Origin of the sequence: Psychrobacillus glaciei (genome assembly GCF_008973485.1) — a bacterium.
Lineage (GTDB): Bacteria > Bacillota > Bacilli > Bacillales_A > Planococcaceae > Psychrobacillus > Psychrobacillus glaciei.
The window spans coordinates 44597-69615 of the sequence record NZ_CP031223.1 but is presented as its reverse complement, the minus strand read 5'-3'; the positions used below and the strand labels follow the sequence as shown (position 1 = coordinate 69615).

The window sequence follows — 25019 nt, the reverse complement described above, 5'->3', positions numbered from 1 at the left end:
AATAACCCTACCTCTCTAATTTCTTTGCTTCTTTCCAAAAATCATCAAGCTCATCTAAATGATAAAGTGCAAAGTCGCCTTTACCTTTTTTCACGCTTGACTCAATGAATTGAAATCTTCTTTTAAACTTTTCATTTGCTTGAATTATCGCTTGTTCTGGAGATAAACCATAAAAACGTGCCAAATTGACAATTGTAAATAACACATCTCCTAGTTCGTCCACTTGCGCGTCACTCGTGCCATCTTTCAACTCTATTTTCCATTCATCCAGCTCTTCCTCAAATTTCTCCCAAGCACCAGTCACATCAGGCCAATCAAAACCAACTTTAGCGACTTTTTTTTGATAATTAAAAGATGTAAGCAAGGAAGAATCCGATCGCATTTCTCCATCCAATAGTGACCCTATGACTTCTTTCTTTTCTTCTGATTTGATTTGTTGCCAATTACGAAGCACTTCTTCTGAATCATTCGCAATAACATCTCCAAAGACATGAGGATGCCTACGAATCATCTTATCTGAAACTGATTGAAGTATATCCTCTAGACTAAAGTAGCCGTTATCTTCCCCTATTTGCGCATGTAAAAATACTTGTAAAAGTACATCACCGAGCTCTTCGACAATATGATGATCATCTTCTTCTTCAATCGCCTGTAATAGCTCATACACTTCTTCTACCGCGAATTTCTTCAGAGTTGAATGTGTTTGTTCTTTATCCCACGGACAACCATTAGGACCCCTTAAATCAGCCACAATCTGACGTAGTGTTTGCCACTCCTTCAACCGATCTTCTTGTTCACGTATCGGTGGAACATATAAAGTAGTTAAATTATCTAATTCCATTACTCGATCTAGCTCGAATAGTGGCACCTTCGTTAACTTTTCCTTTGTAGAACCCGCCGCAGTTACAATCGTTACTTCATATTCATCTGGATACTTTTCCATGAGCGTTAGTTTTACTTCAGAGGCACTAAACGCATCATACACTTGCCCTATTAGTACATGCGAATTCATTTGAATAGTGTCCCGTTTCAAGCTTGTTCCATCTAGCAATTGGAACCCTTCAATGGGGTCTATTCGCAGTGCTCCAAAAATGGGATCCAAAAAGCTTTGTCCGCCCTCGATGCAAATTTTCACTTTCCCTTGTTTTTCCGCTTCGATTAATAACTGCACTGTTTGTTCTGCTACTAACGGATGTCCAGGCACTGCATACATAATGGGATATTCATTTGCTAGCTGAAGAAGTGTTTCGACAATTTCCTCATAAACCCCTTCAAATTGTTCATTTTTCTCATATATTGCATCAAAACTTGCCCAAGTTAGACCTTCTTTTTTTAATTCCTGTAAAACTGGATGCTGCTCCGTCCGAACATACAGATGTTCGGCTGCTTTTAATTTTTTATATATTCCTAGAGGCAACTGATCTAGATCGCTCGCTCCAAGTCCAATTATTATAATTTCATTCATCTGCTCACAACCTTATTTTTCTTTATTTAACCACAACTGGAAAATAGCCATTCTTTTTCCGAACGGCAATAAAAACCACTCTTTCTCTCCAATAACGCGCCTTTTTGCAATTATTATTAGGAAAACAAACGCTCCCAATGTCACAGCACTAATAGAGATGAATAGAGACCGGATTCGACTTGTTAAACTTTCAAATAGGACGTTATCCGCTAACCATTCATACGCCGAAACGCAAACAATCATCGAGAGCGAAGCAATTGCAATCCCTTTATAAAACGCAAAAGATGCAAATGGAATATTCCAGTTCTTTTTAAAATAAAAAAGCATACATAAAAATACAATGGCTAAACTAATATTTCCGGATATCGCCGCTCCTAATACACCATGAGTTGGTACAAGCATATCATTTAATAGCCATTTACTGCATACGCCAATAAGTAAAAATAATGTAGGGATTTTTACTTTCCCGATTCCTTGAAGCATAGCCATCAAGGTGAGAATTAAAGACATCCATACAATTTGAAATGCAAATACCATTAAAGTAATTGATTCTTCTTTTGTTTGGAATAACATTTCATTTACATATGGAAGAACTACAATCAGCCCCATTGCTGCCGCTATTCCAAACGTGAAAGCAATTCTAAATGTAAGTTGCATGAACGGAATAGCCGTTCTTCCTTTTTCTTTATTCATTCGATGTGCAACTAACGGTACAATAGCTAAAGACAATGTGGAAGCAATTACAATTCCTAATTGAACTAGTGGTTGTCCTCTATCATAAATACCTTTTTTCTCCATCGCTTGTAGTTTTCCCATACCATTTTCAACTAATAGTTGAAAAACCGTAAATGAATCAACCAACTGAAATAGTAAAAATAAAAGTGCACTTATACTTGCACTTATACTGATTATCGTCAAATCTTTTAAAATATGCCATATCGGAACGAATTGTTTTATCTGTTTTACTTGAGAACGTTCAAACCCTCTCCAATAAATAAAGGAAAGAAAGATTACCCCAACCAATTCTCCAGCTACTGCACCATACATCGCCATGCTTCCGGCCTTATATAAATCTAAACCATTTGACACGACAATCCATGTACCCAACAATATGACGGATACTCGAACGACTTGCTCTACAACTTGTGCATAGGCCACTGGTCCCATACGACCACCTGCTTGAAATTCTCCTTTTAAAACAGCTAGCAATGGCATTAACAAAATAACATAGGAGCCTGCCTTTAATAGACTTGCTAACTTTTCATCTCCCATCGCTTTTGCTAAGAAATCTGATCCCCAGAATAATAATAAAAAAAATGCAATAGATATCATTCCGATATAAACAAAAGCTATTTGCAAAATTCTGGGTAGCGCATGCGCTTTACCGGTCGATCTATATTCAGATAAAATTTTAGATAAAGCAACTGCAAAGCCAAAAGATGTCCATGTTGTGATTATTCCAATGAATGGATAAACCTGTTGGTAAATATAAAAACCTTCATCTCCCACTAAGTTTTGAAAAGGCACACGGTAAATAGCACTAAGCAGCTTTACAATAACAGCGGAAACCGTCAACATTGCAGCGCCTTTCATATAAGTTTTCATATTCCATTCATTACTCATTCGCAAATCCTACTTCCATTCAGTTCAATGCATCCATTATACATCAATAAAAGCGTAATCGCCTATGTCTGCCACGACAGGACATTTTTTCTTGGACGTAATCGTAGGAACACATCTTTTATGCGACGAGCTTGCGCAAGAGCACATCATTATTAGAATGTCACATTCAGTTCTCAAGATATAATTGCAAAATGCTTTTAAAAAGTTAAGAGCCGCTTAATCAGGTGCTTTCTTTTACACATGTTCATTAATCGTCTTCTTACATTTTAGTAAAAAGTTCATACAATCCATTTGCATTTACATGTTTTCGGTTTACTTTGGACACTTTAGATATAATGCGTCTTAGTTACCGCTAGGATTTTCGCTGCAGAGCGGACGCTTTCCGTGGGGTGAGCGATGCTCCATCACCGACGCTACGCATACGATGTAATGGGGCATCTGTCTCACTCATCCCACAGGAGTCGCCGACCTTTCGCTACAATCCACTAGAGCTTGCTAGTTATTCTGAGTTGTGGAATTGTGTATAAAAAAGAGAAGAATAATTTCTTTTTTAACTAAACTTCCCTTTTTTCCAACTAAGTATTAAAAAGTGACACAAGAATAGAGGTTTTTTTGTTAGTACGCGTTATTAAAAGTGCGTGCAATCAATCAGTGCTATCTCACGCCAAGTTAAAACTTTATTATGAGAAATTTGTCGCGTTCAAAGGGAAGTTTATCGTGTTCATCATGTGATTTGTCTCGATCATCTATTTATTGGATTTCACTTCAGATAATACAGTTAAGATTGAAAAGTGAATAGCTAGCAAATATGCTGGATTGCAGCGGCAGACGGCGACTCCGAAGGGATCAGGGAGACAGATGAGACCGCACAAGCGGCGCACATGCGACCAATTCATCCGATAGCGAGACTACTTTTTGCTTAACCGAGACTAACTGTAAAACAGCTGTAAAGCTTTAAATTTTTTATAGAAACTATTTGCTGGATCTCTTAGGGTTTTGGGTAGCTAGAGACAAAACCTATGAATACTGTTTTATAAAGTTTCTTATCATCCAAAAAAGCCTTCCCCTATGTGAGAAAGGCTTTGTAATAATATGGGTTAACTTTCCATTTGTTTTGCTAAAAAATTTGCCGCAGTTTCGATTGCTTTCATCTCTGCTTCTCCTATAAAGTGGACTTTCGAAATGATAAATACCGCTCCAATTGAATCACCCGATGAGATAATAGGAGCAATGCAATATGACTTTACCGTTTCAAAAACTCCTGGCACCCATTCCACTGAATTTTCATGTTTTTCCGTAACAATTGTTCGTTTTCCAACAATCTCTTCCACATCTGGACTAAGTCTTCTATTCAAATAATCCTTTTTAGATAATCCAGCCGCTGCAATCATTTCATCACGATCACTTATTAATACTGGCGTTCCAAGCGTTTCGTATAAAGTTTCAGCATATTCTTTTGCAAAATCTCCTAATTGACTTATAGGAGAATATTTTTTTAATATGACTTCCCCTTCTCTATCCGTAAAAATCTCCAGAGGGTCTCCCTCACGGATTCGAAGCGTTCTGCGTATTTCTTTTGGAATAACTACTCTACCTAAATCATCAATACGTCGTACGATGCCTGTTGCTTTCATGTAATGTGCCTCACTTTCGACTGATTGGGTATTAAATTTCATTTCTGCCATAGTATGCATCACATTACCAAAAAATATGCAAAATGTTATTTCACTTCTACCGTTTCTTTTTTTGCTTCAGGCAATAATCTCATTATTTCTTCCAAGATATCAAATGGATTAAACTTCCCTGTTTTTCTTTCATCTATTGTAATGACTAAATTCGCATCATCCATACTGAATCCCACCGCACGTCCATACTTCATGGACTTTTCCACAAGCAAAGCACCATTTATATTTTTTGTACCCTCTTTACTAAAACGAATAGATACAAGCTTGTTTATTTCCTTAATAGATTCTACCCCTACATCTTTACCCCAAATTTTCAGGCGAGCAATTCGTAATAATTTGTCTGCTTCCAGAGGAATTTCTCCAAAACGATCTTGTAGTTCATCTAAGATATCTAAATATTCTTCTTCTTTCTCCATGGCTTTAACACGTTTATACATTTGAATTTTTTGATATCCATCTGGTATATAATCGTCTGAAATATAGGCTTCCGTTGATAAAACAATTTCTAAGTCTTGCAGATCTTCTTTTTTGATGCCCGTTCGCTTCTCTTCAATAGCCTCTTCTAACATTTGTGTATATAAATCAAAACCAACCGAATCAATGAATCCGTGTTGCTGTGAACCTAATAGATTTCCTGCTCCTCGAATGGAAAGATCACGCATTGCGATTTTAAATCCAGATCCAAGCTCCGTAAATTCTTTAATTGCCTGTAATCTTTTTTCTGCAACATCTGTTAAAACCTTATCTCTTTGATGCATTAAATAGGCGTATGCAACTCGATTTGATCGTCCTACACGCCCCCGTAATTGATAAAGCTGAGATAGTCCCATTTTATCTGCATCATGAATGATAAGTGTATTTACATTTGGTATATCAATACCAGTTTCAATAATGGTCGTTGTTACGAGGACATCATACTCGCCTTCTAAAAAGCTAATAATGACCGATTCAAGTTCCGTTTCGGGCATCTGACCATGAGCAAAACCTACTCTAGCTCCAGGGACCAACATTTGAATTTCATCTACTTTTCGAGTTATGTCTTCTACTCGATTATATAGATAAAATGCCTGTCCTCCCCTTGCTAGTTCTCGTTCAATCGACTCCCGTACAAGTGATCCGTTAAATTCCATGACATATGTTTGAACTGGAAAACGGTTTTTTGGTGGTGTCTCAATGACCGATAGATCTCTTACACCTATCATCGACATATGCAATGTCCGAGGAATAGGCGTAGCAGTTAGTGTAAGGACATCTACGTTTGTTTTCAGTTGTTTAATTTTTTCTTTATGCTTTACCCCAAAACGTTGTTCTTCATCGACGACCAAAAGTCCTAAATCGTGATAGACAACATCCTTTGATAATATGCGATGTGTACCTACTACTACATCTACTAGTCCCTTTTTTAAGTCACTAATCGTCTCCGTTTGCTGTTTTTTGGAACGGAAACGACTAAGCAAACCAACTTCAATTGGAAAGTCTTGAAATCGTTCTAGCATAGTTTCGTAATGCTGTTGAGCAAGAATGGTTGTCGGACAAAGGAATGCTACTTGTTTCCCTTCCATTACCGCTTTGAATGCCGCTCTTATTGCGACCTCTGTTTTTCCATATCCTACATCTCCACAAATAAGACGATCCATTGGACGTGACTTTTCCATATCCCGCTTCACTTCTTCAATCGAACGAAGTTGATCTTCTGTTTCCTCATATGGGAAAGCCGCTTCAAATGATTGTTGCATTTCACCATCTGGCTCGAAAGCGTAACCAACTTCGGACTCCCGTTTCGCGTAGAGTTTCAACAACTCATCTGCTATATCTTGAATAGCAGCAGATACCTTCGTTTTTGTTTTTTTCCAATCTGCTCCACCTAATTTATGTAGCTTTGGATCTCTTTCGCCGGAAGCGACATATTTTTGAATTAGGTCAATTTGATCGACGGGAACAAATAATTTATCCTCACCGCGATAACGTATATGCAAATAATCTTTATGAATTCCGTTTACTAAGAGCGTTTCTATTCCTATATATTTCCCTATCCCATGATGAATATGTACGATATTATCGCCAGGTTTTATTTCAGAATAGCTTTTGATACGCTCTGCATTGGATACTTTTTGAGCCCTCGCTTTTTTCTTATGTTTTTGTTTAAATAATTCTGCATCTGTAATGACCGCAATACGCTGGAGAGGCAATTCGAAACCAGCTTCTAAATCTCCATCTACTATAAAAATCCCCGACTTCTGCAAGTCCTCTCCTGAAGCACCAATCTTCGAAACTATTTCATAATCTTCAAGAACCGTATGAATCTTTTGTGCGCGATCCTTCCCATCAGCAAGAATAACGACACGAAACTTTCCATTAGTAAACCGCTCAAGTTCATTTTTCAATAAATGCATTTGCCCATGAAAATTTTGCATTGGCTTACAAGAGAAAGTAGTATTCTTTTTGATGGTTATCCCTGAAAATGTGCGTGAAAATAACGAGAAATACAATTTTTCGTTCGGAAGCATTTGAATAATTTCTTTCAAGCTCAAAGATGGTTTTACATCATGTACTGTTTTTCCTTCTTCTAACAAAGCTAAAAACCAATCTTTTTCTTCTCGTTCTAACGTTTCTGTAACTTCTTGAATTCTACCAAGTTCATCAAATAAAACCATCCCATCTCGATTGAAATAGTGGCCTAAGAAGCTATTACCATCTTCTAATAGTGAAACGTACTTCATAAATTGTTTTGGCTGCTCGCCTTGATTTAAAAGTTCAATATCATGTTGAATATTTTGATAAAATTGATCTTTTATTTCGGGTATTTTTACTTTTTTTAAACTTTCTGCTAACGACTGTTCCAATTTATGCGCAAGTAGTTTCTTCTTCGTTTCAGTTAGGACGTATTCTGTTGCTGGTAAAATACGAATTTCCTTTAATTTATCTAAAGAACGTTGGTCTTCTGCTGAAAATGTACGAATTGAGTCTATTTCCGTATCAAATAATTCAATACGGATAGGATGCTCTAGATAGAGTGGATAAATGTCCACAATGCCACCTCTTAGAGCGAATTCGCCTGGTGCAGTAACCATAGGTTGTCGTACGTATCCCATATTTACTAAGTTTTGTAGAAGTACTTCTAGCTCTACTTCTTCACCTTCTGCAATAGAAACAGTACTTTGCTTCCAGTCTGTCACAGTAGGCATATGTTTTTTCAGACCTGCGACAGGCACAATATAAACGCCATTTCTTTTCGTTAACATATGATCTAACGTTTCAATTCGCTGTGCACGTAGCTCTGGACTTGTTACCGAAATGTCAGCGGCTATAAGCTCATCTGCAGGATACAAACGCACCAAGTCATCCCCAACAAGCTTTACCAAATCCTCTGTTAGCTTTTGAGCGTGAAGTAAATTAGGAGTAATAATAAGAACAGCTTTTCTGCGCGCTCTATATAACATTTTAATAAATACTGCTCTTGCGCTACCCGAAAGACCTGTTATTAGTTGTTGATCTTGACCGCGCTCCAACTCTTTCACTAGTTTTTGCATATGTGTATCATCCATTAATAAATTGCTTAAAAGTTCCATTTCAACCCCCCGCTCTTTTAAGAAAAGCATAAAACGCTTACTTAGCCACAACAATAAATGTATATCTTGAAGGGCATGGCGCTTTAGCTAGACATTCTATCAAAACAGAAAAAGGCTTTGCGCACGAAAACGTGCCAAAGCAATTTTACTGTATCCACTTTTTTAACGCATAATAGTTTGGAAATTTTTGTAGCGAACTTTGACACTCTTCACAAATACACTGCACTGTATAATCCCCTTCAACTCCATGCACTATATATAAATCTTGTTCTTCTGGTGTAATATTGTTTTTCTGTAAAAACTGTTCATCTATAGAATCCAACGGCAATTGGCCTATCTCTGTTTCACAATGCCGGCATTTATAATGAATTGGCATTCCTAATACCTCCTTTTTAGGAAGTATAGGTATGTACGCTAAAGTTTATGCACCATTATATATATTCATCACTTCTAAAAAGCTTTTCGTTAGCCATGCTTCACACGCATTTGCACTCTTTTTCACCGCATCTATTACATCTGCGTTCTCTTCTTCAGTAAATTTCGACAAAACATAATCCGGAACCTTCATTCCATTTGTCGGACGATCGATCCCAATCCGAACTCTATTGAACTCCTGTGTACCCAAGTGTTGAATGAGTGATTTAATCCCATTATGCCCTCCTGCGCTTCCTTTTTGACGAAGACGTAATCTACCTACCTGTAAGTCTAAATCATCATAAATTACAATCATTTGGTCATCTTCCACATCAAAATAATCCATCACAGGAACAATACATTCGCCAGATAAGTTCATATACGTCAGTGGTTTTAGAAGCATTACTTTCTCCGCTCCAATGTGCGAAATACCATACATCCCATTAAATTTAGATTGAGTAAGGGGTATGTTTAATCGATTTGCAAGTTCATCTATTACATGAAATCCGATATTATGTCTGGTTGCTTCATATTGTTTACCGGGATTCCCAAGTCCAACAATCATTTTCATTCATTTCCATTCCTTTAATACGTATTTCATCCATTTTATCATATCCATTAGAAAAAAGAGATTGCCTTTAGACAATCTCTTTTCTTTTATTCATCTTTAATTGGTGTTTCGGCTTCTTCTGTACCAGTTGCCTCAGTTTCTTCCTCTTCTATGCGAGGCGCTGATACAATTGCTAGCGTATAATCATCTTCATTTACAATTAAGTAATCTACTGTCTCTCGAATTTCTGCTACTGTTAATGTATCACCAATAGCCATTTTCGATACATCCAACTCAATACTCTCAGGAATATCCGATGGTTTCACTGTAATCGTCACTTCACGATTTGGCTGTTGGAGTATACCGCCTTCTGAAACACCAACGGAATCACCAATTAGATTTACTAATACATTTACTTCCAACTCTTCTTTCATGTTAATCGCTAGAAAGTCCGCATGAATCATTTGGCCTTTTAGAATATTCATTTGGTAATCACTCATTACGACATGGACAGTTTTACCGTCTACCGCTAGTTTTATGACACCATTGCGACCAACTTCTCGAAGTGTTTTGGCTAAATCTCTTTCATTTACGGCTATTGGTTGGGATTCCACTTGGAAACCGTAAACGATTGCTGGAATAAACCCACTTTTTCTCAAACTTGCATTTTCTTTATGTTTACGCTTTTGGGCATTGATTAATGTACTCATTTTTTTCATCCTCCCATAGGTTCCTACCTATATTCTTACCCATTTAGAGGATGTTTCAAACGTTTTTAGAATCAATCAAATAATGTGCTGACAGATTTCTCTTCGAAAACACGTACAATTGCATCGCCCAGTAATTTTGCTACAGATAGTTCTTTGATTTTTGGAGAAGTTTTATCTTCAGATAATTGAATTGAATTCGTAATGACCAATTCTTTAATCACGGAGTTATCAATTCGCTCAATTGCAGGTCCAGATAATACTGCATGAGTACAGCAAGCATATACTTCTTTTGCTCCACTTTCTATTAAAGCTTGTGCTGCAATCGAAATGGTACCCGCAGTATCAATAATATCATCGATCAAGATAGCCGTTTTTCCTTCTACATTACCTACAATATTCATTACTTCCGCTACATTTGGACGTGGACGACGTTTATCTATAATAGCAATCGGAGCTTTTAAACGATCCGCCATTTTACGAGCACGAGTTACACCACCGTGGTCAGGTGATACGATAACTAATTCGGATGGATCAAGGTCTTTCCCTAAGAAGTAATCAGATAAAATAGGAACAGCAACTAAGTGATCAATTGGAATATTAAAGAATCCTTGGATTTGAGGAGCATGTAGATCAAGTACGATTGCACGAGTTGCCCCTGCTGTTGTTAAAAGATCTGCGACAAGTTTAGCCGTAATTGGTTCACGAGCACGCGCTTTTCTATCTTGACGCGCATATCCGTAATAAGGTAATACCACGCTTACTGTTCGAGCCGATGCGCGTTTAACAGCATCAAGCATAATTAACAATTCCATCAGATGTTCGTTTACTGGACCTGAAGTTGATTGAACGATGAATACGTCACACCCTCGAATACTTTCATCAATATTGATTTGGACTTCTCCATCGCTAAATCTAGTTACTGTAGATTTACCTAATGGCAGACCTACTTCTTTCGCAATTTCTTCAGCTAATTCTCTATTAGAATTTAATGTGAATATTTTCAATTTTGAGTTTGCGTATTGTTCTGGCATGATAATCCTCCTGGATAGTGGGTTATTTTAGTTTAAGTTTTTTTACGTAGCCTAATTTATTTTCTTGTCGAGCACGTCCGATTGCAAGTGCTTCCCCAGGTACATCTTTTGTAATGGTAGAACCCGCAGCAACATATGCTTTATTGCCAATTGTAACTGGAGCTATTAAATTGGAGTTACAGCCAACAAAAGCATCATCTTCAATCTTCGTAATAAATTTGTTTTTTCCATCATAGTTTACAGTAATTGTGCCACATCCAATGTTCACATTGGAGCCAATTGATGCATCTCCCATATAACTCAAATGAGAAATTTTGCTTCCATTTCCTACTGTGGATTTTTTTACTTCGACAAAGTTACCAATCTTCACATCGTTTCCAACCTCTGTTTGTGGTCGAATATGTGCAAATGGACCAATAGCCGTGTGATTACCCACTTCGCTCGATAATATAACGGAAGAATGAATAGTCGTTCCATTTCCAATTACACTTGAAACAATATGGCTGTTTGGGCCAATCGTACAGTTTTCTCCAATAGTAGTATTTCCTTCAATGATAACTCCTGGTTGGATAACTGTATCCGCACCAATCACAGCATCACTACTAATGTATGTATTTTTAGGATCTATAATTGTCACGCCTTCACGCATATGATGTTGTGCAATACGAGATCTCATTGTTTGTTCTGCTTGAGAAAGCGCAATTCGATCATTTACACCTAAAATTTCATCAAAGTCTTTTGCTGCATATGCAGAAATTACCTCTCCATCTTTTTGTAAAATCTCAATTACATCCGGCAAATAATATTCACCTTGAGAATTCTCATTTTTTACTAATTTCAACGATTTGAATAATGCCTCGTTATCAAAACAATAAGTTCCTGAGTTAATCTCATGTACAAGTTGCTCTTCTGCAGATGCATCTTTTTGTTCAACAATACTTTTTACACTTCCATCTTCCGCTCGAATAACCCTTCCATAACCTGCTGGATTACTCGCAATTGCTGTTAAAATGGTTGCTTTTGCACCTGTTTCTTTATGAAGATCTAATAGATCCCTCATTGTTTCAGCAGTAATTAGAGGCGTGTCTCCACATATAACAATAGTTGTACCCGAAAGATTTAGAAGTGCCGTCTCCGCTTGTAGAACTGCATGAGCTGTGCCTAGCTGCTCCGCTTGTAGAATGTATTCGCTTCTAGTACCTAACTTGCTTTGAACAGTTTCTGCCCCATGTCCAACAATTGTTACAATCTTTTCAACGCCTAGCTTCTCCATGTTTGCTACAACATGTTCTACCATAGGTTTCCCACAAACAGGATGTAGTACTTTATATAGACTAGACTTCATACGAGTTCCCTTACCAGCAGCTAACACAACCGCATAAGTATTTGTCATTTTCCGTTTTCCCTCCAGTGGGCTAATTTCCTCTTTTGACTATAGCGGAAATAGCGTGATTTTTCAAGGAAATATCTCTTGACAAATACATGACAAAACAAGTATTATGGATAATTTTAGCACAAAAAAAACCATCTCCTTAGAAATGGCTTAATTCAGAAATTATTATTTTACTGTGTACGATTAGAATATCTAATTACTAATAACTAGCTTCCACTGCTTGTTCCTCTTCCTCTGGTTCACCACTCAAATGATAAGCATATAACACCGCTTCTTGAATTTTTGTACGTGTTCCAGAATTTATCGGATGAGCTATATCTCTGAATTCACCTTCTGGGGTTCTCTTACTTGGCATTGCAACAAATAACCCCGCATTTCCATCAATTACTCTAATATCATGTACAACAAACTCGTTGTCCAGTGTAATGGAAGCGATAGCCCTCATACGACCATCTGATAGTACCTTACGTAATCTTACGTCCGTTACTTCCATTTTTACACCACCTCTCTTCTTAGTTGAAAAAATCCTATTATAGTAATTCTACAAAACTTTCCAGTATCCTTCTTTTCTGTGAAAATATTTTCAATATTAAAATATTGTAGTCTTTTAATCTGTGGACCATGTTTTACAAATAAAAAGAGTATGCTTTCCGAAGAAGGCATACTCTTTTTATTAGACAACTGCTATTATTTCTATTTCTACTTTTACATCTTTCGGGAGCCTCGCTACTTCTACTGCAGAGCGCGCTGGTTTATGACCCTCAAAATGTTTTTCATATGCTTCGTTAAATTCTGCAAAATCATTCATATCTTTTAAGAAAACAAGTGTTTTAACTACTTTTGACAATGAGGTTCCAGCTTCTGTAAGCACCGCATTTAAATTAGCAAATACTTGTGCTGTTTGTTCTGTAATAGAACCTTCTACAACTTCTCCCTGGGGAGTTAATGGAATCTGCCCTGAACTGTAAAACATTCCGTTCACAATCACTCCTTGTACGTAAGGACCGATAGCCGCTGGTGCATTAGTTGTTGTTACTGCTTTCATCATTGTTTCCACCCTTCTCAAAATAGTTGCCTTCCGTTAAAACAATTGTACCATCTTTTTCATTGACTTCACGTAATTTTATAAGTGATAAATATTCATCCACTAGTTGTTCGCCTTCATGATCCGCTTCAACTAATACAGCTATCCCCGCAAGTTCACAATTAAACTCCTCAAGCAGGTTTTTCATTCCATTAATTGTCCCGCCCACTTTCATAAAGTCGTCTGTGATTAATACACGTTGTCCTTTTTCCATACTTCTTTTCGAAAGAACCATGGTTTGAATCCGTCTTGCCGATCCAGATACGTAATTAATACTTACCGTCGGACCTTCCGTTACTTTGCTATCTCTACGAACTACCACAACTGGTACATTTAAATGTCTTGCAATTGCATGTGCAATCGAAATACCTTTTGTTGCAACTGTCATTATGGCATCTATTTTTTCATGCGCGAAAGAAGATGCAAATATTTTACCTACCTTATTCATAAGAGACGGATTTCCTAATAAATCTGTCATATATAAATAACCACCTGGTAGTAAACGATCAGCTTTTGAAAGTTGCTCTATTAGGCTCTGTGCTATTTCATTAACATCTTCGCTTGTCATAGTAGGAATGAATTTAACCCCCCCAGCTGCTCCTGGGACAGTTATCAGTAAGCCTCTGCCTCTTTCTTCGAACGTTTCTTTTATTATCGTTAGATCTTCACTAATGGAAGATTTAGCTGACTGGTATAAAGATGCAAAGTACGTTAAAGGAATTAATTTATGGGGATGTTCTATCATGTATTGCGTCATATCTACGAGTCGTTCACTTCTTTTCCATTTCATATAGTCACCTCCAAACACGAATATTTTAAAGAAAACGTATCACAATCATCCGCATTTAAGCAAGTGAGTCTCGTTCTCCTATTAATCTAACAGCATATACTTCATCGCAAAAGCCACGAAGCCCATTATAAATTCTTTGTACTCTTGATTCGTGTTGAACTATCCCAAATACCGTGGGGCCGCTGCCGCTCATCAATACTGCATCCGCTCCAAATTTTTGCATTTGATCCTTTAAATTAGCAACTTCAGGATACAGTTTTAATGTGACATTTTCTAGCACATTCCCCACAGAGTCACACATTTGCACAAAATCTTTTTTTTCAATCGCTTCTATCATTTGTTTTGTTTTCGGATGTTCTATCTGGTTTATTTTTAAACTACCGTAAATATCTGCTGTAGAAACTCCTAGTGTAGGTTTTGCAAGAATTACCCAACAATTTGCTGGAGACGGCAATTCTCGAATCTTTTCTCCTCGTCCCGTGGCAAGTGCTGTTCCGCCATACACACAAAACGCAACATCAGAACCTATTTTTGTGCCGATTTGAGCAAGTTCATCTAAAGATAACCCTAAACTCCAAAGTGTATTTAATCCTCTTAGAGTCGCAGCAGCATCACTACTACCGCCAGCTAATCCAGCGGCAACTGGAATGTTCTTTTCAATCTTAATCGTAACTCCAGACTTTACGTGATACATTTCTTTTAATATCTTTGCTGCTTGATATGCTAAATTTCTAAAATCAGTAGGAACAAAACGATCCACAGACAGAATATGTATTTTCCCATCTTCTCTTCGCTCTAATCCAATACGGTCCGACAAATCAACTGTCGTCATAATCATTTCGACTTCATGATAACCATCTGGACGTTTATGTAATACATCGAGTGTTAAATTTATTTTAGCAGGTGCTTTTACATAGTACATTCCATCTGCTCCTTTTCAAACATAGGTTGTCCCCTATTTTAACACACTGCATAAGAAATGCGGAAGCGACTATGCAAGAGGAATACAGACTAAGTTCGAGACATCGTGTCGATTCAACAATAAATCGGATCCTAGAAGAACTTCGAGCTGAACTCTGTACAGTTTAGGAGCTGTTTTTTCTTTTAAGAAAAGCGCAAGCGCCCTTTAAGTGCACCTTGTCTTCTCTATTTCTAGAGTGCTTTGGACGAAACATTTGCTAGACTATTACCGCGGGAATTTTTGTGGATGGAGAAGTGACTGCGTCACTTCTCCATCCACTTTTTTTCGATAATCTTGTGGCGGATGTTTGTCCGTCGCCTTCTTGAAATTTGTAGAGACAAGGTGCGTAAGGTTAGGTTAATGAGAGATTAGATACTTTCCTATTCTTTTAAAAGCGGACGAAGATGCAATTTCGTCCGCTCAGCGCTTCTTTATCAATGAATACTACCTATTTTTTCAGGCCCCACCAATTCTAATCATCTACCCGCTGATTCATGTATACTGTGTACGATAAAAGTAAAAACGTATAGGAAATCCTGCTTAAGGAAGACACCATTAAAATCACTTCAAGTCGTTGTGCATACTGGATTTCTAGTATTTCAATTTCATATACTTTCTTATTAGGAACTACTCACTTAATGGATTGTAGTGAAAGGTGGCGACTCCAGACGGAGGCCAACAGGATGTTGGTCACGAAGGCGTTGCCACACGATGTGGCACTCTTAGCCTTCGTTCCTCATCGCTCACCCCGCGGAACGCGTCCACCTGAAACGAAAATCCGCGGTATTATATAATTCTTTAAAGTACTATGAACGCTGGTTTCGCAGTACGATAATCCATATACTTTCTTATCTTTTAAAAAAACGGAAGCCTCCTTTAAGTGCATCTTGTCTTTAACGCTTCCAGAGTGCTTTGGATGAAACATCGGCTACACTATTACCGTTGAAATTTTTGTGGCGAATGCTTGTCCTTCGTTCTCTTGAAATGTGTAGAGAAAAGGTGCATTAGGTGTGGTTAATGAGAGATTGGATACTTCCTATTCTTTTAAAAGCAGACGAAGATGAAATTTCGTCCGCTCAGCGCTTCTTTATCAATGAATACCATCTATTTTTCTCTAGTTCCACCTACTCTAATCAAAGAGCGCTAAATCACAAATCCATCATTAAATTACTCTACAAAGCCCAGCTATTACTGAATTCCTAGCATCCAATATTCATATACTTTTGTATGAAAACAGCGGCTTTATTCATATTCAAAATTAATAGGATATCCAATTATATTCAAAATAATAAAGGTTTAAAGTTTAAATTAGCTCTTTTCATTGTAGATGGTGGCTTTTGTTAAACCTGAGCCATGGTAGTTTCTTATCTATTCAAAAAGAAAAGGCAGATTTCGCCGCCTTTTCTAAACGCTAGTTGTTCATTATTTTGGATCCCGTTTGCTTGCCAGTGTAAAACCAGAATGGCCATACGAATAATTTACTTTGGTGACTTCATTTGTTGTTCAGCCATTTCAATTGCTCTTTTTACCATATTACCAGCATCACGTGATTTTATCCCACCCCAGCCCTCGGTCTTGACTACATCATAAAATCCAAGATCTTTTGCAATCTCTTCTTTCAATTGATCAGACATAATCCCTCTTTTAGCCATATGTGGTGTATCCTCCTTTTAAACAACTAGCATTTATAGTATGTCCTATAAATAAAAAAAAACTCCCTTTACATTCAAGGAATGCAAAAGCAGTTTGTTTCGAAATATAGAAAAAATAAAAGTTCTAAATAATCATTTCACAACTATTAAATTATTTGCTTCATCAAAAATAGTGATTTCTACTGCTTCTGTCAAAATGTCTGCATAACTATAAGATACACGTTCAAAAGAATTTTCATCTTGATCCAAGTCGATAACGAAAACGGCATGATAAGTCTCTCTCAATACGCCAGCTCGCTCGATTGTTTTTTTACGTCCTCCGTTTGCTTTTAATTGCAAACGTTTGCCTAAATGATGATCTAATGACTTTTTAATATCAGCTAAAGTTTTTGGCATTCTGCTTACACCTCACTGAATACTATAATACCATTCATTTATTTTTTTGTCAAACAAAACATTTTAACAATCAAAGCATATAGTTGTCAATACATTTATTCCTTATAAACACTACTTTTGTTTATAAATATTACTAATATTGTAACAAGTAGTGTTAATGGAAATGTGGATATAATTCATCTGCCAAACGTCCAAATTCTTCAATGGACAAAGTCTCGCCTCTTCTAGTTGGGTTAATATTTACTTTTTCTAAAGAGTGTATAATTATCTCTTTCTTTTCCTTGCCATTTGGTAAAGAGGACTGTAAATTATTAATAATTGTTTTTCTTCTTTGAACAAACGAACCTCTAGAAACTTTAAACAAAAAGTCTTCATCTATTACATTCACTGGCGGAATCAGGTGGCGAGTGAGTTTTATAACCGCAGAATCCACATTAGGCTGCGGCATGAAAACAGCTTTTGGTACTACCATCGCTACTTCTGCCTTCATATAATACTGTATTGCGATGGAAAGTGACCCATAGGCTTTAGTGCCGGGTGAAGCTGTAATTCGATCTGCCACTTCTTTTTGCATCATAACGACCATTCCGCGAATAGGCAAACGATCCATTAACAACTTTAATAAAATAGGCGTTGTTACGTAATAAGGTAAATTTGCAACGACCATTACATCTTTATAATCTGCTAGCTTATCCTGAAAAATTTGCTTTACATCTACTTCTAAAATATCCGAGTGAATAATTTCTACATTTTCATATGGGGATAGGGTATCTTCTAAAACCGGCAGCAATCTTTGATCAATTTCAAACGCGACTACTTTTCCTGACGCTCTTGCTAAGTGCTCGGTTAACGCGCCAATTCCTGGTCCAATTTCAATAGCTGCAGAATCCTTTGTTAAATCTGCATGTGACACAATATTACGTAAGATGTTCGGATCAATTAAAAAGTTTTGTCCTAGGCTTTTTTTGAATGAGAAGCCGTATTTCTTCAGTATTTCCTGAGTGCGGATTGGTGTTGCTATATCTTTTTGCATAAATTATTTATCCTCCATATCGAGCTGCATGATTGCTTCCTCTAGCTGCTGTTTGCTAATTTGAAAAATGGAAAGTCTTTTTTGTAATTGCTTTCCATTTGTATAACCTATTTTCAACAATTCTCCAAGTATCATTCTTCGCTCTTTGGAGTTTGGGTGACCAATGAGTTTTCCTTCAATTAAAACTTCTAAAGGAATATTTGGTGCTGCATCCCCATCAGACTTTGGAGTGTAAACACCCGCAAGTGCCTGTCGAATATCCTCATCTTTTGCATGCTCAATTCCAAGCCCTTTACCGTTTTTAGCAATCGTTTTTTCTTTCGATAAAAAGGCATGTTTCACACCCTGAACATGCTCTTCAATAATTGCACGTATTCGTCTCCCTGGATAATCTGGATCAGTAAAAACAATAACCCCTCTTTTATCTTGTGCATGTTGGATTTTAATAAGTGTTTCTTTAGAAATGGCGGATCCATTCGTTTCTATAGTATCAGCTTCAACGGATCGTTTTATAGCGGTTGTATCATCTTTTCCTTCTACGACTATTACTTCTTTTATTCGCAAGCAAATTTCCTCTTTTCTTTCTTTCTCCTGCTTTCTATCATAACGCAAAAAAGCTTCCCCAACCAACGAAAGGAAGCTTTGAGATAAGAAAAACGCAAACACACTTGAAGTGCATCTTGTCTTTACCATTTCCCAAGTGCTTTGGACGAAACATTGACTACACTTTTTTCGGTAATCTTGTGGCGGATGTTTGTCCGTCGCCCTTTCGGAATATGTAAAGACATGATGCCTTTGGTTTGGATAATGAGAGATAAGATACTGTTCTACTCGTTTTAAAGCGGACGAATATACAATTTCGTCCGCTCAGCACTACTGTATCAATAGATGCCATCTATTTTTTCAGGTTTATCCAACTCTAATCATTTACTCTCTGAATTATGCGTACTTCAAACGTTGGAAATAAAAAGAAAACCAATTAAAAATCAAGACCTAGTGAGTTGAAAGGTATCAATTATCAGCACCTACCGTATGCATATTCGCCTAAATACTCGTTATAAACACTAGTTCATTATTTCACCTAAGCATATTGTCTTTTTTATTCGCTCTATTGATTGGAGCGGAAGGCTGCGACTGCAGCGAAAATCAACCTGTTCAAGACATCAAAACTTATATACTTCTTTATTCTTTAAAAAGGCACTTTTTAATTAATAAACCAGTGCAAGGTTTGTATCCAGGTGTATTAGGTCAATTTAATACTTTTATACGTACCTTTTTGCGTCCAAAGTCATATGCTTTGGATTTAGATGGCATAAATAGATCAATTTTATTCCCTTTAATTGCGCCACCGGTATCGCCCGCTACTGCATAACCATAGCCTTCCACCCAAACTTTTGATCCAAGTGGAATTACACTTGGATCTACTGCAATTACTTTTAAGTCTGGATTGGATTTCAAGTTTAAACCAGATGTAGTAACACCAGTACAACCGTTACAATAAGCTGTATAAGCTGTTGCTGTTACGTAAAACTCGCTTCCCCCTGATGGTGTAGAGGACGAATTTTCTCCACGAGAAACACTGGCAGTAACAATCTTCGTACCCACTACTACAACTTTTTTAATTGGCTCTTTTATAATCTTTTCACTAACTACATTACGAGATACTTCTTCGCCATTTTCTTTTATAACTTCATAACTTCGTGAAACGGATCCTTTTTCTCCCGCTTGCACCACTTTTTCTTTCCCTTTTAATAGCGAATCTTCTTTTTTCGTTTCTACTGCAAAGTTAGTTTCTTCCTCAACTACATCGGTGACCTTTTCTACTCGCACTATTTGTATTACAGAATCCGGAAGTACTAATTCATCCATTTCCCGTCCCACTCGGTCGAATTCATTCATTTGAATGTTATGTTGTTTTAAAAAGTCAGCGACCGTAGTCGAAGTGGACCGTACCTTTTGCTCTTGCTTGCCATCTAAAAGTGTTACATCAAACGCTTTTTCAATAGCAACTTTGCAATCAAGTCCAACCGCTGCATTCATAGCAGGTGTTACTGCATCATGTTCGTCTAGTTGAACATTTGCCTTTGCGAGTATTTCTGAAACTAAATCGGCGGTAGTTGTAATGGTTTGAATTTTTCCATCTACCGTGATTTCTATTTGTCTTGCCTGCTCCCACTCAATCGCTAAGTTATTTTTGATTGATGTGTTCACTGAGGGTTTTAAATAATCTTCGTTGGCAACTACTATATTGTTTTGTTCTAATAGTTCACCAACGGTATTTGCATGCGTTAAAATCTCTTGTTGTTCACCATTAACTGTTAAAGCAACAGTTTTCTTTGTTCCTTCGAATAAAACGAAAGAAACCACTGCAAGAAACAATAGTATAGTTCCAACTACTACTAGTGTTTGCTTGCTCCTCAATGAATGAAAGAACAGGTTTTCCATGGTATTATTTGACATGAAAAACACCTCCTTGTTCACTCGTGTGATTATATAGAGTACTTTTCAGCTTGTCAACACTTACGGATTTTTTTATAGTTCTAACTAACCAAAAAATTCCTCTGTTAACAGTATAGAAAGTTCTAGGTTTTTTAATCAATAAGTCCAAAAAAATCTTCTGCATTTTTTGTAGTTGCAGCCGCCACTTCCTCAATAGAAAGACCTTTTAAACGTGCAATTTCTTCGGCTACAAGAGGTACAAGTGAAGGTTCATTTCTTTTTCCACGATGAGGATGCGGAGCTAAATATGGTGCATCTGTTTCAATCAATAAATGTTCTAACGGAATTTCTGTTGCTACTTCTTTTGGTTTTTTTGCATTTTTAAATGTAACTGGACCGCCAAGTGAGATCATAAAGTTCATATCAATACATTGCTGAGCCGTTTCTACGCTTCCACCAAAGCAATGCATGATGCCACCAGTTAAATGCGCTTCTTCTTCTTTTAAAATACGTAAAACGTCTTCCGTTGCCTCTCGATTATGTATAATAACCGGTAAATTTACTTTTTGCGCTAGACGTATTTGCTTACGAAATAATACTTGTTGAACATCTTTAGGTGACTTATCCCAGTAATAATCAAGTCCAGTTTCCCCAATACCAACCACTTTTTTATTCGCAGTAAGTTCTTCAATCCATTGTAAATCTTCTTCTGTGCAATCAATTGCATCCACTGGGTGCCAACCAATTACTGCATAAATAAACGGATAATCTTCCGAGAGTTTCATTGCTCTCTTTATTGTTTTATGGTCAAATCCAACGACAACCATTTTCTGAACATTTGCAGCTATCGCTCTATCAATCACTTCTTGGAGATCCTCGTCGTACTGATCTGCATTTAGATGAACATGTGTGTCTATATACATAGTTTTTTCTCCTCGCTTTGGTTAATTTGGTGGAATGTCTTTATCTACTTCACAATACTATTACAATTACTTTAATAAAGTCACCTTTTTAGTTTACGGTGGCAATATTAATTCTCTTTGTTTCAAGAATTTCCCTTAATTGTTGTGTCAAAAATAATATACTGAGATATTTTTCTTAAAAGAAAAATGCAAGCGTCTTTTAAGTGCGTCTTGTCGTCACTGATTCCTGAGTATTTTGGAAGAAACATTGGTTACACTTTTTTCATTAATCTTATGGCAGATGTTGTCCGTCGCCCTCTTGGAATATTCAAAGACAGGATGCAATTCGTTTGGATAATGAGAGATAAAATACTGTCCTATTCTTTTAAAAGCGGACGAAGATGCAATTTCGTCCGCTCAGCACTTCTTTATCAATGAATACTACCCATTCTTTCTTAGTTTCCGCTTACCTTGATAAGAAAAGAAGAAAAGAAAATACACCAATTCATTAATTGGATGAAGTATATTCTTTCCTTATTAGCACTGTTGTTTGGAGCGGGAGGTGGCGACTCCTGCGGGGAAATCTTGTCCAGGTGAGGCCCCACATCGAAGCGAGGAGGCTTGCGGACCGCCCGCAGAAATCAACCTGTTCATAGCATGAAAACTGTTAAAAAGACCTGCCACAAACCTCGTGACAGGTCTTAAATAATTATTTTACTTGGGCGCCATTTTCAAGTTTTTCATCCACTGTTGCAAGTGTTAAATAACCATCTTTTTCACCTGCGAGAATCATCCCTTGGGACAGTTCTCCCCTAAGTTTTACCGGCTTCAAATTCGCTACTACAATAACTTTTTTACCGACAAGATCTTCTGGTTTATAGTGTTGGGCAATTCCTGAAACAACTTGACGTTTTTCATATCCCATATCCAGTTGTAGCTTTAACAATTTGTCTGCTTTTGGAATTGGTTCGCATTCGATAACTGTCGCTACACGTAAATCTACCTTGAAGAAATCATCAATAGAAATTTCTTCCGCTTGAGGCTCTTCTTCCACTTCTTCTTGTGGAGTTTGTACTGAACCACGCATTTGCTCTCGAATATAGGCTACCTCTACTTCTACGTCTAATCTTGGGAAAATTGGAACCCCTGTTGTAATTACTTGCACTCCATCTTCAATCACATTAAATTTCCCTAGTAGATCCCATGTCAAATACGCTTCTGTTAAACCAAGTTGTCCAATGATTTCTTTTGGACTATTCGTCATAAATGGTTGGGTCAATATAGCAATTTGACGTAAACTTTCTGCTAAATTCGTCATTACTGCTGCTAATTGACCTTTCAACGTTTCATCTTTTGCAAGTACCCATGGTTGTGTTTCATCAATATATTTATTTGTACGAGACACTAGTGACCATAAATCTCCTAATACTACGCTGAATTGCATTTTTTCCATATTTGCTTCATATTTTTCCACTACTTCTTTTGCAAATTGATGAAGCCCTGCATCAAATTCAGTAGGTTCGCTTTGATTAACTGGAATTTTTCCATCAAAGTATTTATTAATCATGGAAACAGTTCTGTTTAACAAGTTGCCTAAGTCATTTGCTAAATCGAAATTTGTTCGTTCTACAAATGATTCAGGAGAAAATACGCCATCTTGTCCAAATGGAAGCTCTCGCAACAGGAAGTAGCGAGTGGCATCTAAACCGTAGCGTTCTACCAACATTTCTGGATATACTACATTCCCTTTTGACTTCGACATTTTACCGTCTTTCATCATAATAAATCCATGAGCAAATACTTTTTTAGGAAGTGGTAAGTCTAAAGCCATTAAGAAGATTGGCCAATAAATTGTATGGAATCGAACAATATCCTTTCCTACAACGTGTACGTCTGCTGGCCAAAATTTTTGGAATAGCGAATCATCCTCTGTTAAATACCCCAGCGATGTAATATAATTCGTTAACGCATCCACCCATACATAAATGATATGCTTTGGATCACCTGGTACGTGAATTCCCCAGTCAAAGGATGTTCTCGATACAGATAGATCCTCTAAACCAGGTTTAATAAAATTATTAATCATTTCATTTTTTCTAGACTCTGGTTCAATAAACCCTAAATTATCTTCATAATAGGCTAATAATCGATCTGCGTATTTCTTCATATTAAAAAAGTAAGATTCTTCTTTTACTTTATGAACGGAACGACCGCAATCTGGACAATTGCCGTCTACTAATTGTGTCTCTGTGAAAAATGATTCACAGGGTGTACAATACCATCCCTCATATTCACCTTTATAAATATCTCCATTATTTAAAAACTTTTGAAAAATAATTTCAACGACTTTTTTATGACGTTCCTCCGTAGTTTGAATAAAATCATCATATGATATATCCATTAGCGCCCACACTTTTTTTGCAGCTGCTGCAATCTCATTTACATATACTTGAGGCTCCATACCAGCTTCCTGTGCTTTCTCTTGTATCTTTTGACCATGTTCGTCCATCCCTGTAAGAAAACGCACATCAAAACCTCTTAATCTTTTGTAACGGGCCATTGCATCAGATGCTACAGTCGTATAAGCAGTACCGATATGAAATTTCCCACTCGGATAATAAATTGGTGTTGTTATATAAAATGTTCTCTGTTGATCTTTCAATGTAAAGCTTCCTCCAATGTTGAATCTTCTTTATTCTTTATTCTATCGAAACGTTGAACTTGTTTCAATTAATTAATTAACGCAAGATTTGTCGAATATTAATTAGGAATGTTAACTTTTCATTAAAATAGTTAATATATCAAAATTATTCCTATTATCATAAAAGACACATCACTTTTTTATTAAATTAGTGCATATTTTAATATTTTTTTATCAAAAAGAACTTTTAATCTTCTCTTTAATTATTGACGGAAATGGTATTACTTGGTATGATAAATAACATCAAAGAGATTTATGTCGAATCTTGACGAAAAAAACGCACTCTTGAGAGGAGAAAAATTTATTATGAAATCTACAGGTATTGTTCGTAAAGTTGATGAGTTAGGACGCGTAGTTATTCCAATTGAACTTCGTCGCACACTAGGTATTGCAGAAAAGGATGCTCTTGAAATCTACGTTGATGATGACAAAATTATTCTAAAAAAATATATGCCAAACATGACTTGTGCTGTAACAGGAGAAGTATCTGATGACAACCTACGTCTAGTTGGTGGAAAACTAATTCTAAGCCCTGAAGGTGCAGAATTACTTATTAAAGAAATTCAAAACAATTTAAAATAAAAAAAATAACGTATTCCATTATTATGGAATACGTTATTT

21 protein-coding genes are annotated in these 25019 nt (G+C 36.8%); 1 reads left to right on the top strand and 20 read right to left on the bottom strand.

Annotated features, from left to right (window positions below; genetic code table 11):
* Positions 1 to 7: 7 nt before the first annotated feature.
* The 20 genes from PB01_RS00310 to metG form a co-directional block, all read right to left on the bottom strand.
* Positions 8 to 1465 carry a bifunctional methyltransferase/pyrophosphohydrolase YabN gene (locus PB01_RS00310; RefSeq protein WP_151698347.1) on the bottom strand — a complete coding sequence of 486 codons (1458 nt, stop codon included), beginning with the start codon at positions 1463 to 1465 and terminating at the stop codon, positions 8 to 10.
* A 12-nt stretch (positions 1466 to 1477) separates the two neighbouring features.
* Positions 1478 to 3088, bottom strand: coding sequence for a putative polysaccharide biosynthesis protein (locus PB01_RS00305; protein WP_151698346.1), 1611 nt, complete (start codon positions 3086 to 3088; stop codon positions 1478 to 1480).
* Between the two features lie 1097 nt (positions 3089 to 4185).
* Complete coding sequence (gene spoVT / locus PB01_RS00300) at positions 4186 to 4722, bottom strand: stage V sporulation protein T (protein ID WP_151701906.1); 537 nt, start codon at positions 4720 to 4722, stop codon at positions 4186 to 4188.
* A gap of 86 nt (positions 4723 to 4808) precedes the next feature.
* On the bottom strand, positions 4809 to 8342 hold the full coding sequence (mfd, locus tag PB01_RS00295; protein ID WP_151698345.1) for a transcription-repair coupling factor: 3534 nt from the start codon (positions 8340 to 8342) through the stop codon (positions 4809 to 4811).
* A 145-nt stretch (positions 8343 to 8487) separates the two neighbouring features.
* Positions 8488 to 8718, bottom strand: coding sequence for an anti-sigma-F factor Fin (locus PB01_RS00290; RefSeq protein WP_151698344.1), 231 nt, complete (start codon positions 8716 to 8718; stop codon positions 8488 to 8490).
* Positions 8719 to 8763: 45 nt separating this feature from the next.
* On the bottom strand, positions 8764 to 9327 hold the full coding sequence (pth, locus tag PB01_RS00285; RefSeq protein ID WP_151698343.1) for an aminoacyl-tRNA hydrolase: 564 nt from the start codon (positions 9325 to 9327) through the stop codon (positions 8764 to 8766).
* Positions 9328 to 9413: 86 nt separating this feature from the next.
* Positions 9414 to 10016 carry a 50S ribosomal protein L25/general stress protein Ctc gene (locus tag PB01_RS00280; protein ID WP_225986120.1) on the bottom strand — a complete coding sequence of 201 codons (603 nt, stop codon included), beginning with the start codon at positions 10014 to 10016 and terminating at the stop codon, positions 9414 to 9416.
* A 71-nt stretch (positions 10017 to 10087) separates the two neighbouring features.
* The gene (locus PB01_RS00275; protein ID WP_151698341.1) at positions 10088 to 11047 is read right to left on the bottom strand and encodes a ribose-phosphate diphosphokinase; all 960 of its coding nucleotides are present in this window, start codon (positions 11045 to 11047) and stop codon (positions 10088 to 10090) included.
* A gap of 22 nt (positions 11048 to 11069) precedes the next feature.
* Positions 11070 to 12440, bottom strand: coding sequence for a bifunctional UDP-N-acetylglucosamine diphosphorylase/glucosamine-1-phosphate N-acetyltransferase GlmU (gene glmU, locus PB01_RS00270; RefSeq protein WP_151698340.1), 1371 nt, complete (start codon positions 12438 to 12440; stop codon positions 11070 to 11072).
* A gap of 199 nt (positions 12441 to 12639) precedes the next feature.
* Positions 12640 to 12933, bottom strand: a complete 294-nt coding sequence (gene spoVG, locus PB01_RS00265) for a septation regulator SpoVG (RefSeq protein ID WP_151698339.1) — start codon at positions 12931 to 12933, stop codon at positions 12640 to 12642.
* Between the two features lie 180 nt (positions 12934 to 13113).
* Complete coding sequence (locus tag PB01_RS00260; RefSeq protein ID WP_151698338.1) at positions 13114 to 13485, bottom strand: RidA family protein; 372 nt, start codon at positions 13483 to 13485, stop codon at positions 13114 to 13116.
* Positions 13463 to 14314, bottom strand: coding sequence for a pur operon repressor (gene purR / locus PB01_RS00255; protein WP_151698337.1), 852 nt, complete (start codon positions 14312 to 14314; stop codon positions 13463 to 13465). Before purR ends, PB01_RS00260 begins: the two co-directional genes overlap by 23 nt.
* A gap of 55 nt (positions 14315 to 14369) precedes the next feature.
* The gene (gene ispE / locus PB01_RS00250; protein ID WP_151698336.1) at positions 14370 to 15236 is read right to left on the bottom strand and encodes a 4-(cytidine 5'-diphospho)-2-C-methyl-D-erythritol kinase; all 867 of its coding nucleotides are present in this window, start codon (positions 15234 to 15236) and stop codon (positions 14370 to 14372) included.
* A 1517-nt stretch (positions 15237 to 16753) separates the two neighbouring features.
* Positions 16754 to 16927: a small, acid-soluble spore protein, alpha/beta type gene (locus PB01_RS00245; protein ID WP_151698335.1), complete on the bottom strand. Its 174-nt coding sequence runs from the start codon at positions 16925 to 16927 to the stop codon at positions 16754 to 16756.
* 132 nt (positions 16928 to 17059) lie between these two features.
* Entirely contained in the window at positions 17060 to 17323 is a 264-nt protein-coding gene (gene veg / locus PB01_RS00240; protein ID WP_053591096.1) for a biofilm formation stimulator Veg, read from the bottom strand.
* A 154-nt stretch (positions 17324 to 17477) separates the two neighbouring features.
* Complete coding sequence (gene rsmA, locus PB01_RS00235; RefSeq protein ID WP_151698334.1) at positions 17478 to 18356, bottom strand: 16S rRNA (adenine(1518)-N(6)/adenine(1519)-N(6))-dimethyltransferase RsmA; 879 nt, start codon at positions 18354 to 18356, stop codon at positions 17478 to 17480.
* Positions 18357 to 18359: 3 nt separating this feature from the next.
* The gene (rnmV, locus tag PB01_RS00230) at positions 18360 to 18920 is read right to left on the bottom strand and encodes a ribonuclease M5 (protein ID WP_151701905.1); all 561 of its coding nucleotides are present in this window, start codon (positions 18918 to 18920) and stop codon (positions 18360 to 18362) included.
* A 684-nt stretch (positions 18921 to 19604) separates the two neighbouring features.
* Positions 19605 to 20816 (bottom strand): resuscitation-promoting factor, encoded by a 1212-nt coding sequence (locus PB01_RS00225; RefSeq protein ID WP_151698333.1) that lies wholly within the window; start codon positions 20814 to 20816, stop codon positions 19605 to 19607.
* A gap of 131 nt (positions 20817 to 20947) precedes the next feature.
* Positions 20948 to 21718, bottom strand: coding sequence for a TatD family hydrolase (locus tag PB01_RS00220; RefSeq protein WP_151698332.1), 771 nt, complete (start codon positions 21716 to 21718; stop codon positions 20948 to 20950).
* A 688-nt stretch (positions 21719 to 22406) separates the two neighbouring features.
* Positions 22407 to 24359, bottom strand: a complete 1953-nt coding sequence (gene metG, locus PB01_RS00215) for a methionine--tRNA ligase (RefSeq protein WP_151698331.1) — start codon at positions 24357 to 24359, stop codon at positions 22407 to 22409.
* Positions 24360 to 24704: 345 nt separating this feature from the next.
* On the opposite strand from metG, the gene PB01_RS00210 reads away from it, so the two are divergent.
* Positions 24705 to 24980, top strand: coding sequence for a transition state genes transcriptional regulator AbrB (locus PB01_RS00210; protein WP_142540905.1), 276 nt, complete (start codon positions 24705 to 24707; stop codon positions 24978 to 24980).
* Positions 24981 to 25019 lie beyond the last annotated feature (39 nt).

What these genes read in the sequence shown, in the direction of transcription:
- PB01_RS00310 (WP_151698347.1), bottom strand. Translation starts at nt 1,465, where the DNA reads ATGAATGAAATTATAATAATTGGACTTGGAGCGAGCGATCTAGATCAG.
- PB01_RS00305 (WP_151698346.1), bottom strand. Translation starts at nt 3,088, where the DNA reads ATGAGTAATGAATGGAATATGAAAACTTATATGAAAGGCGCTGCAATG.
- spoVT (WP_151701906.1), bottom strand. Translation starts at nt 4,722, where the DNA reads ATGAAAGCAACAGGCATCGTACGACGTATTGATGATTTAGGTAGAGTA.
- mfd (WP_151698345.1), bottom strand. Translation starts at nt 8,342, where the DNA reads ATGGAACTTTTAAGCAATTTATTAATGGATGATACACATATGCAAAAA.
- PB01_RS00290 (WP_151698344.1), bottom strand. Translation starts at nt 8,718, where the DNA reads ATGCCAATTCATTATAAATGCCGGCATTGTGAAACAGAGATAGGCCAA.
- pth (WP_151698343.1), bottom strand. Translation starts at nt 9,327, where the DNA reads ATGAAAATGATTGTTGGACTTGGGAATCCCGGTAAACAATATGAAGCA.
- PB01_RS00280 (WP_225986120.1), bottom strand. Translation starts at nt 10,016, where the DNA reads ATGAGTACATTAATCAATGCCCAAAAGCGTAAACATAAAGAAAATGCA.
- PB01_RS00275 (WP_151698341.1), bottom strand. Translation starts at nt 11,047, where the DNA reads ATGCCAGAACAATACGCAAACTCAAAATTGAAAATATTCACATTAAAT.
- glmU (WP_151698340.1), bottom strand. Translation starts at nt 12,440, where the DNA reads ATGACAAATACTTATGCGGTTGTGTTAGCTGCTGGTAAGGGAACTCGT.
- spoVG (WP_151698339.1), bottom strand. Translation starts at nt 12,933, where the DNA reads ATGGAAGTAACGGACGTAAGATTACGTAAGGTACTATCAGATGGTCGT.
- PB01_RS00260 (WP_151698338.1), bottom strand. Translation starts at nt 13,485, where the DNA reads ATGAAAGCAGTAACAACAACTAATGCACCAGCGGCTATCGGTCCTTAC.
- purR (WP_151698337.1), bottom strand. Translation starts at nt 14,314, where the DNA reads ATGAAATGGAAAAGAAGTGAACGACTCGTAGATATGACGCAATACATG.
- ispE (WP_151698336.1), bottom strand. Translation starts at nt 15,236, where the DNA reads ATGTACTATGTAAAAGCACCTGCTAAAATAAATTTAACACTCGATGTA.
- PB01_RS00245 (WP_151698335.1), bottom strand. Translation starts at nt 16,927, where the DNA reads ATGGCTAAAAGAGGGATTATGTCTGATCAATTGAAAGAAGAGATTGCA.
- veg (WP_053591096.1), bottom strand. Translation starts at nt 17,323, where the DNA reads ATGCCAAAAACTTTAGCTGATATTAAAAAGTCATTAGATCATCATTTA.
- rsmA (WP_151698334.1), bottom strand. Translation starts at nt 18,356, where the DNA reads ATGCAAAAAGATATAGCAACACCAATCCGCACTCAGGAAATACTGAAG.
- PB01_RS00225 (WP_151698333.1), bottom strand. Translation starts at nt 20,816, where the DNA reads ATGTCAAATAATACCATGGAAAACCTGTTCTTTCATTCATTGAGGAGC.
- PB01_RS00220 (WP_151698332.1), bottom strand. Translation starts at nt 21,718, where the DNA reads ATGTATATAGACACACATGTTCATCTAAATGCAGATCAGTACGACGAG.
- PB01_RS00210 (WP_142540905.1), top strand. Translation starts at nt 24,705, where the DNA reads ATGAAATCTACAGGTATTGTTCGTAAAGTTGATGAGTTAGGACGCGTA.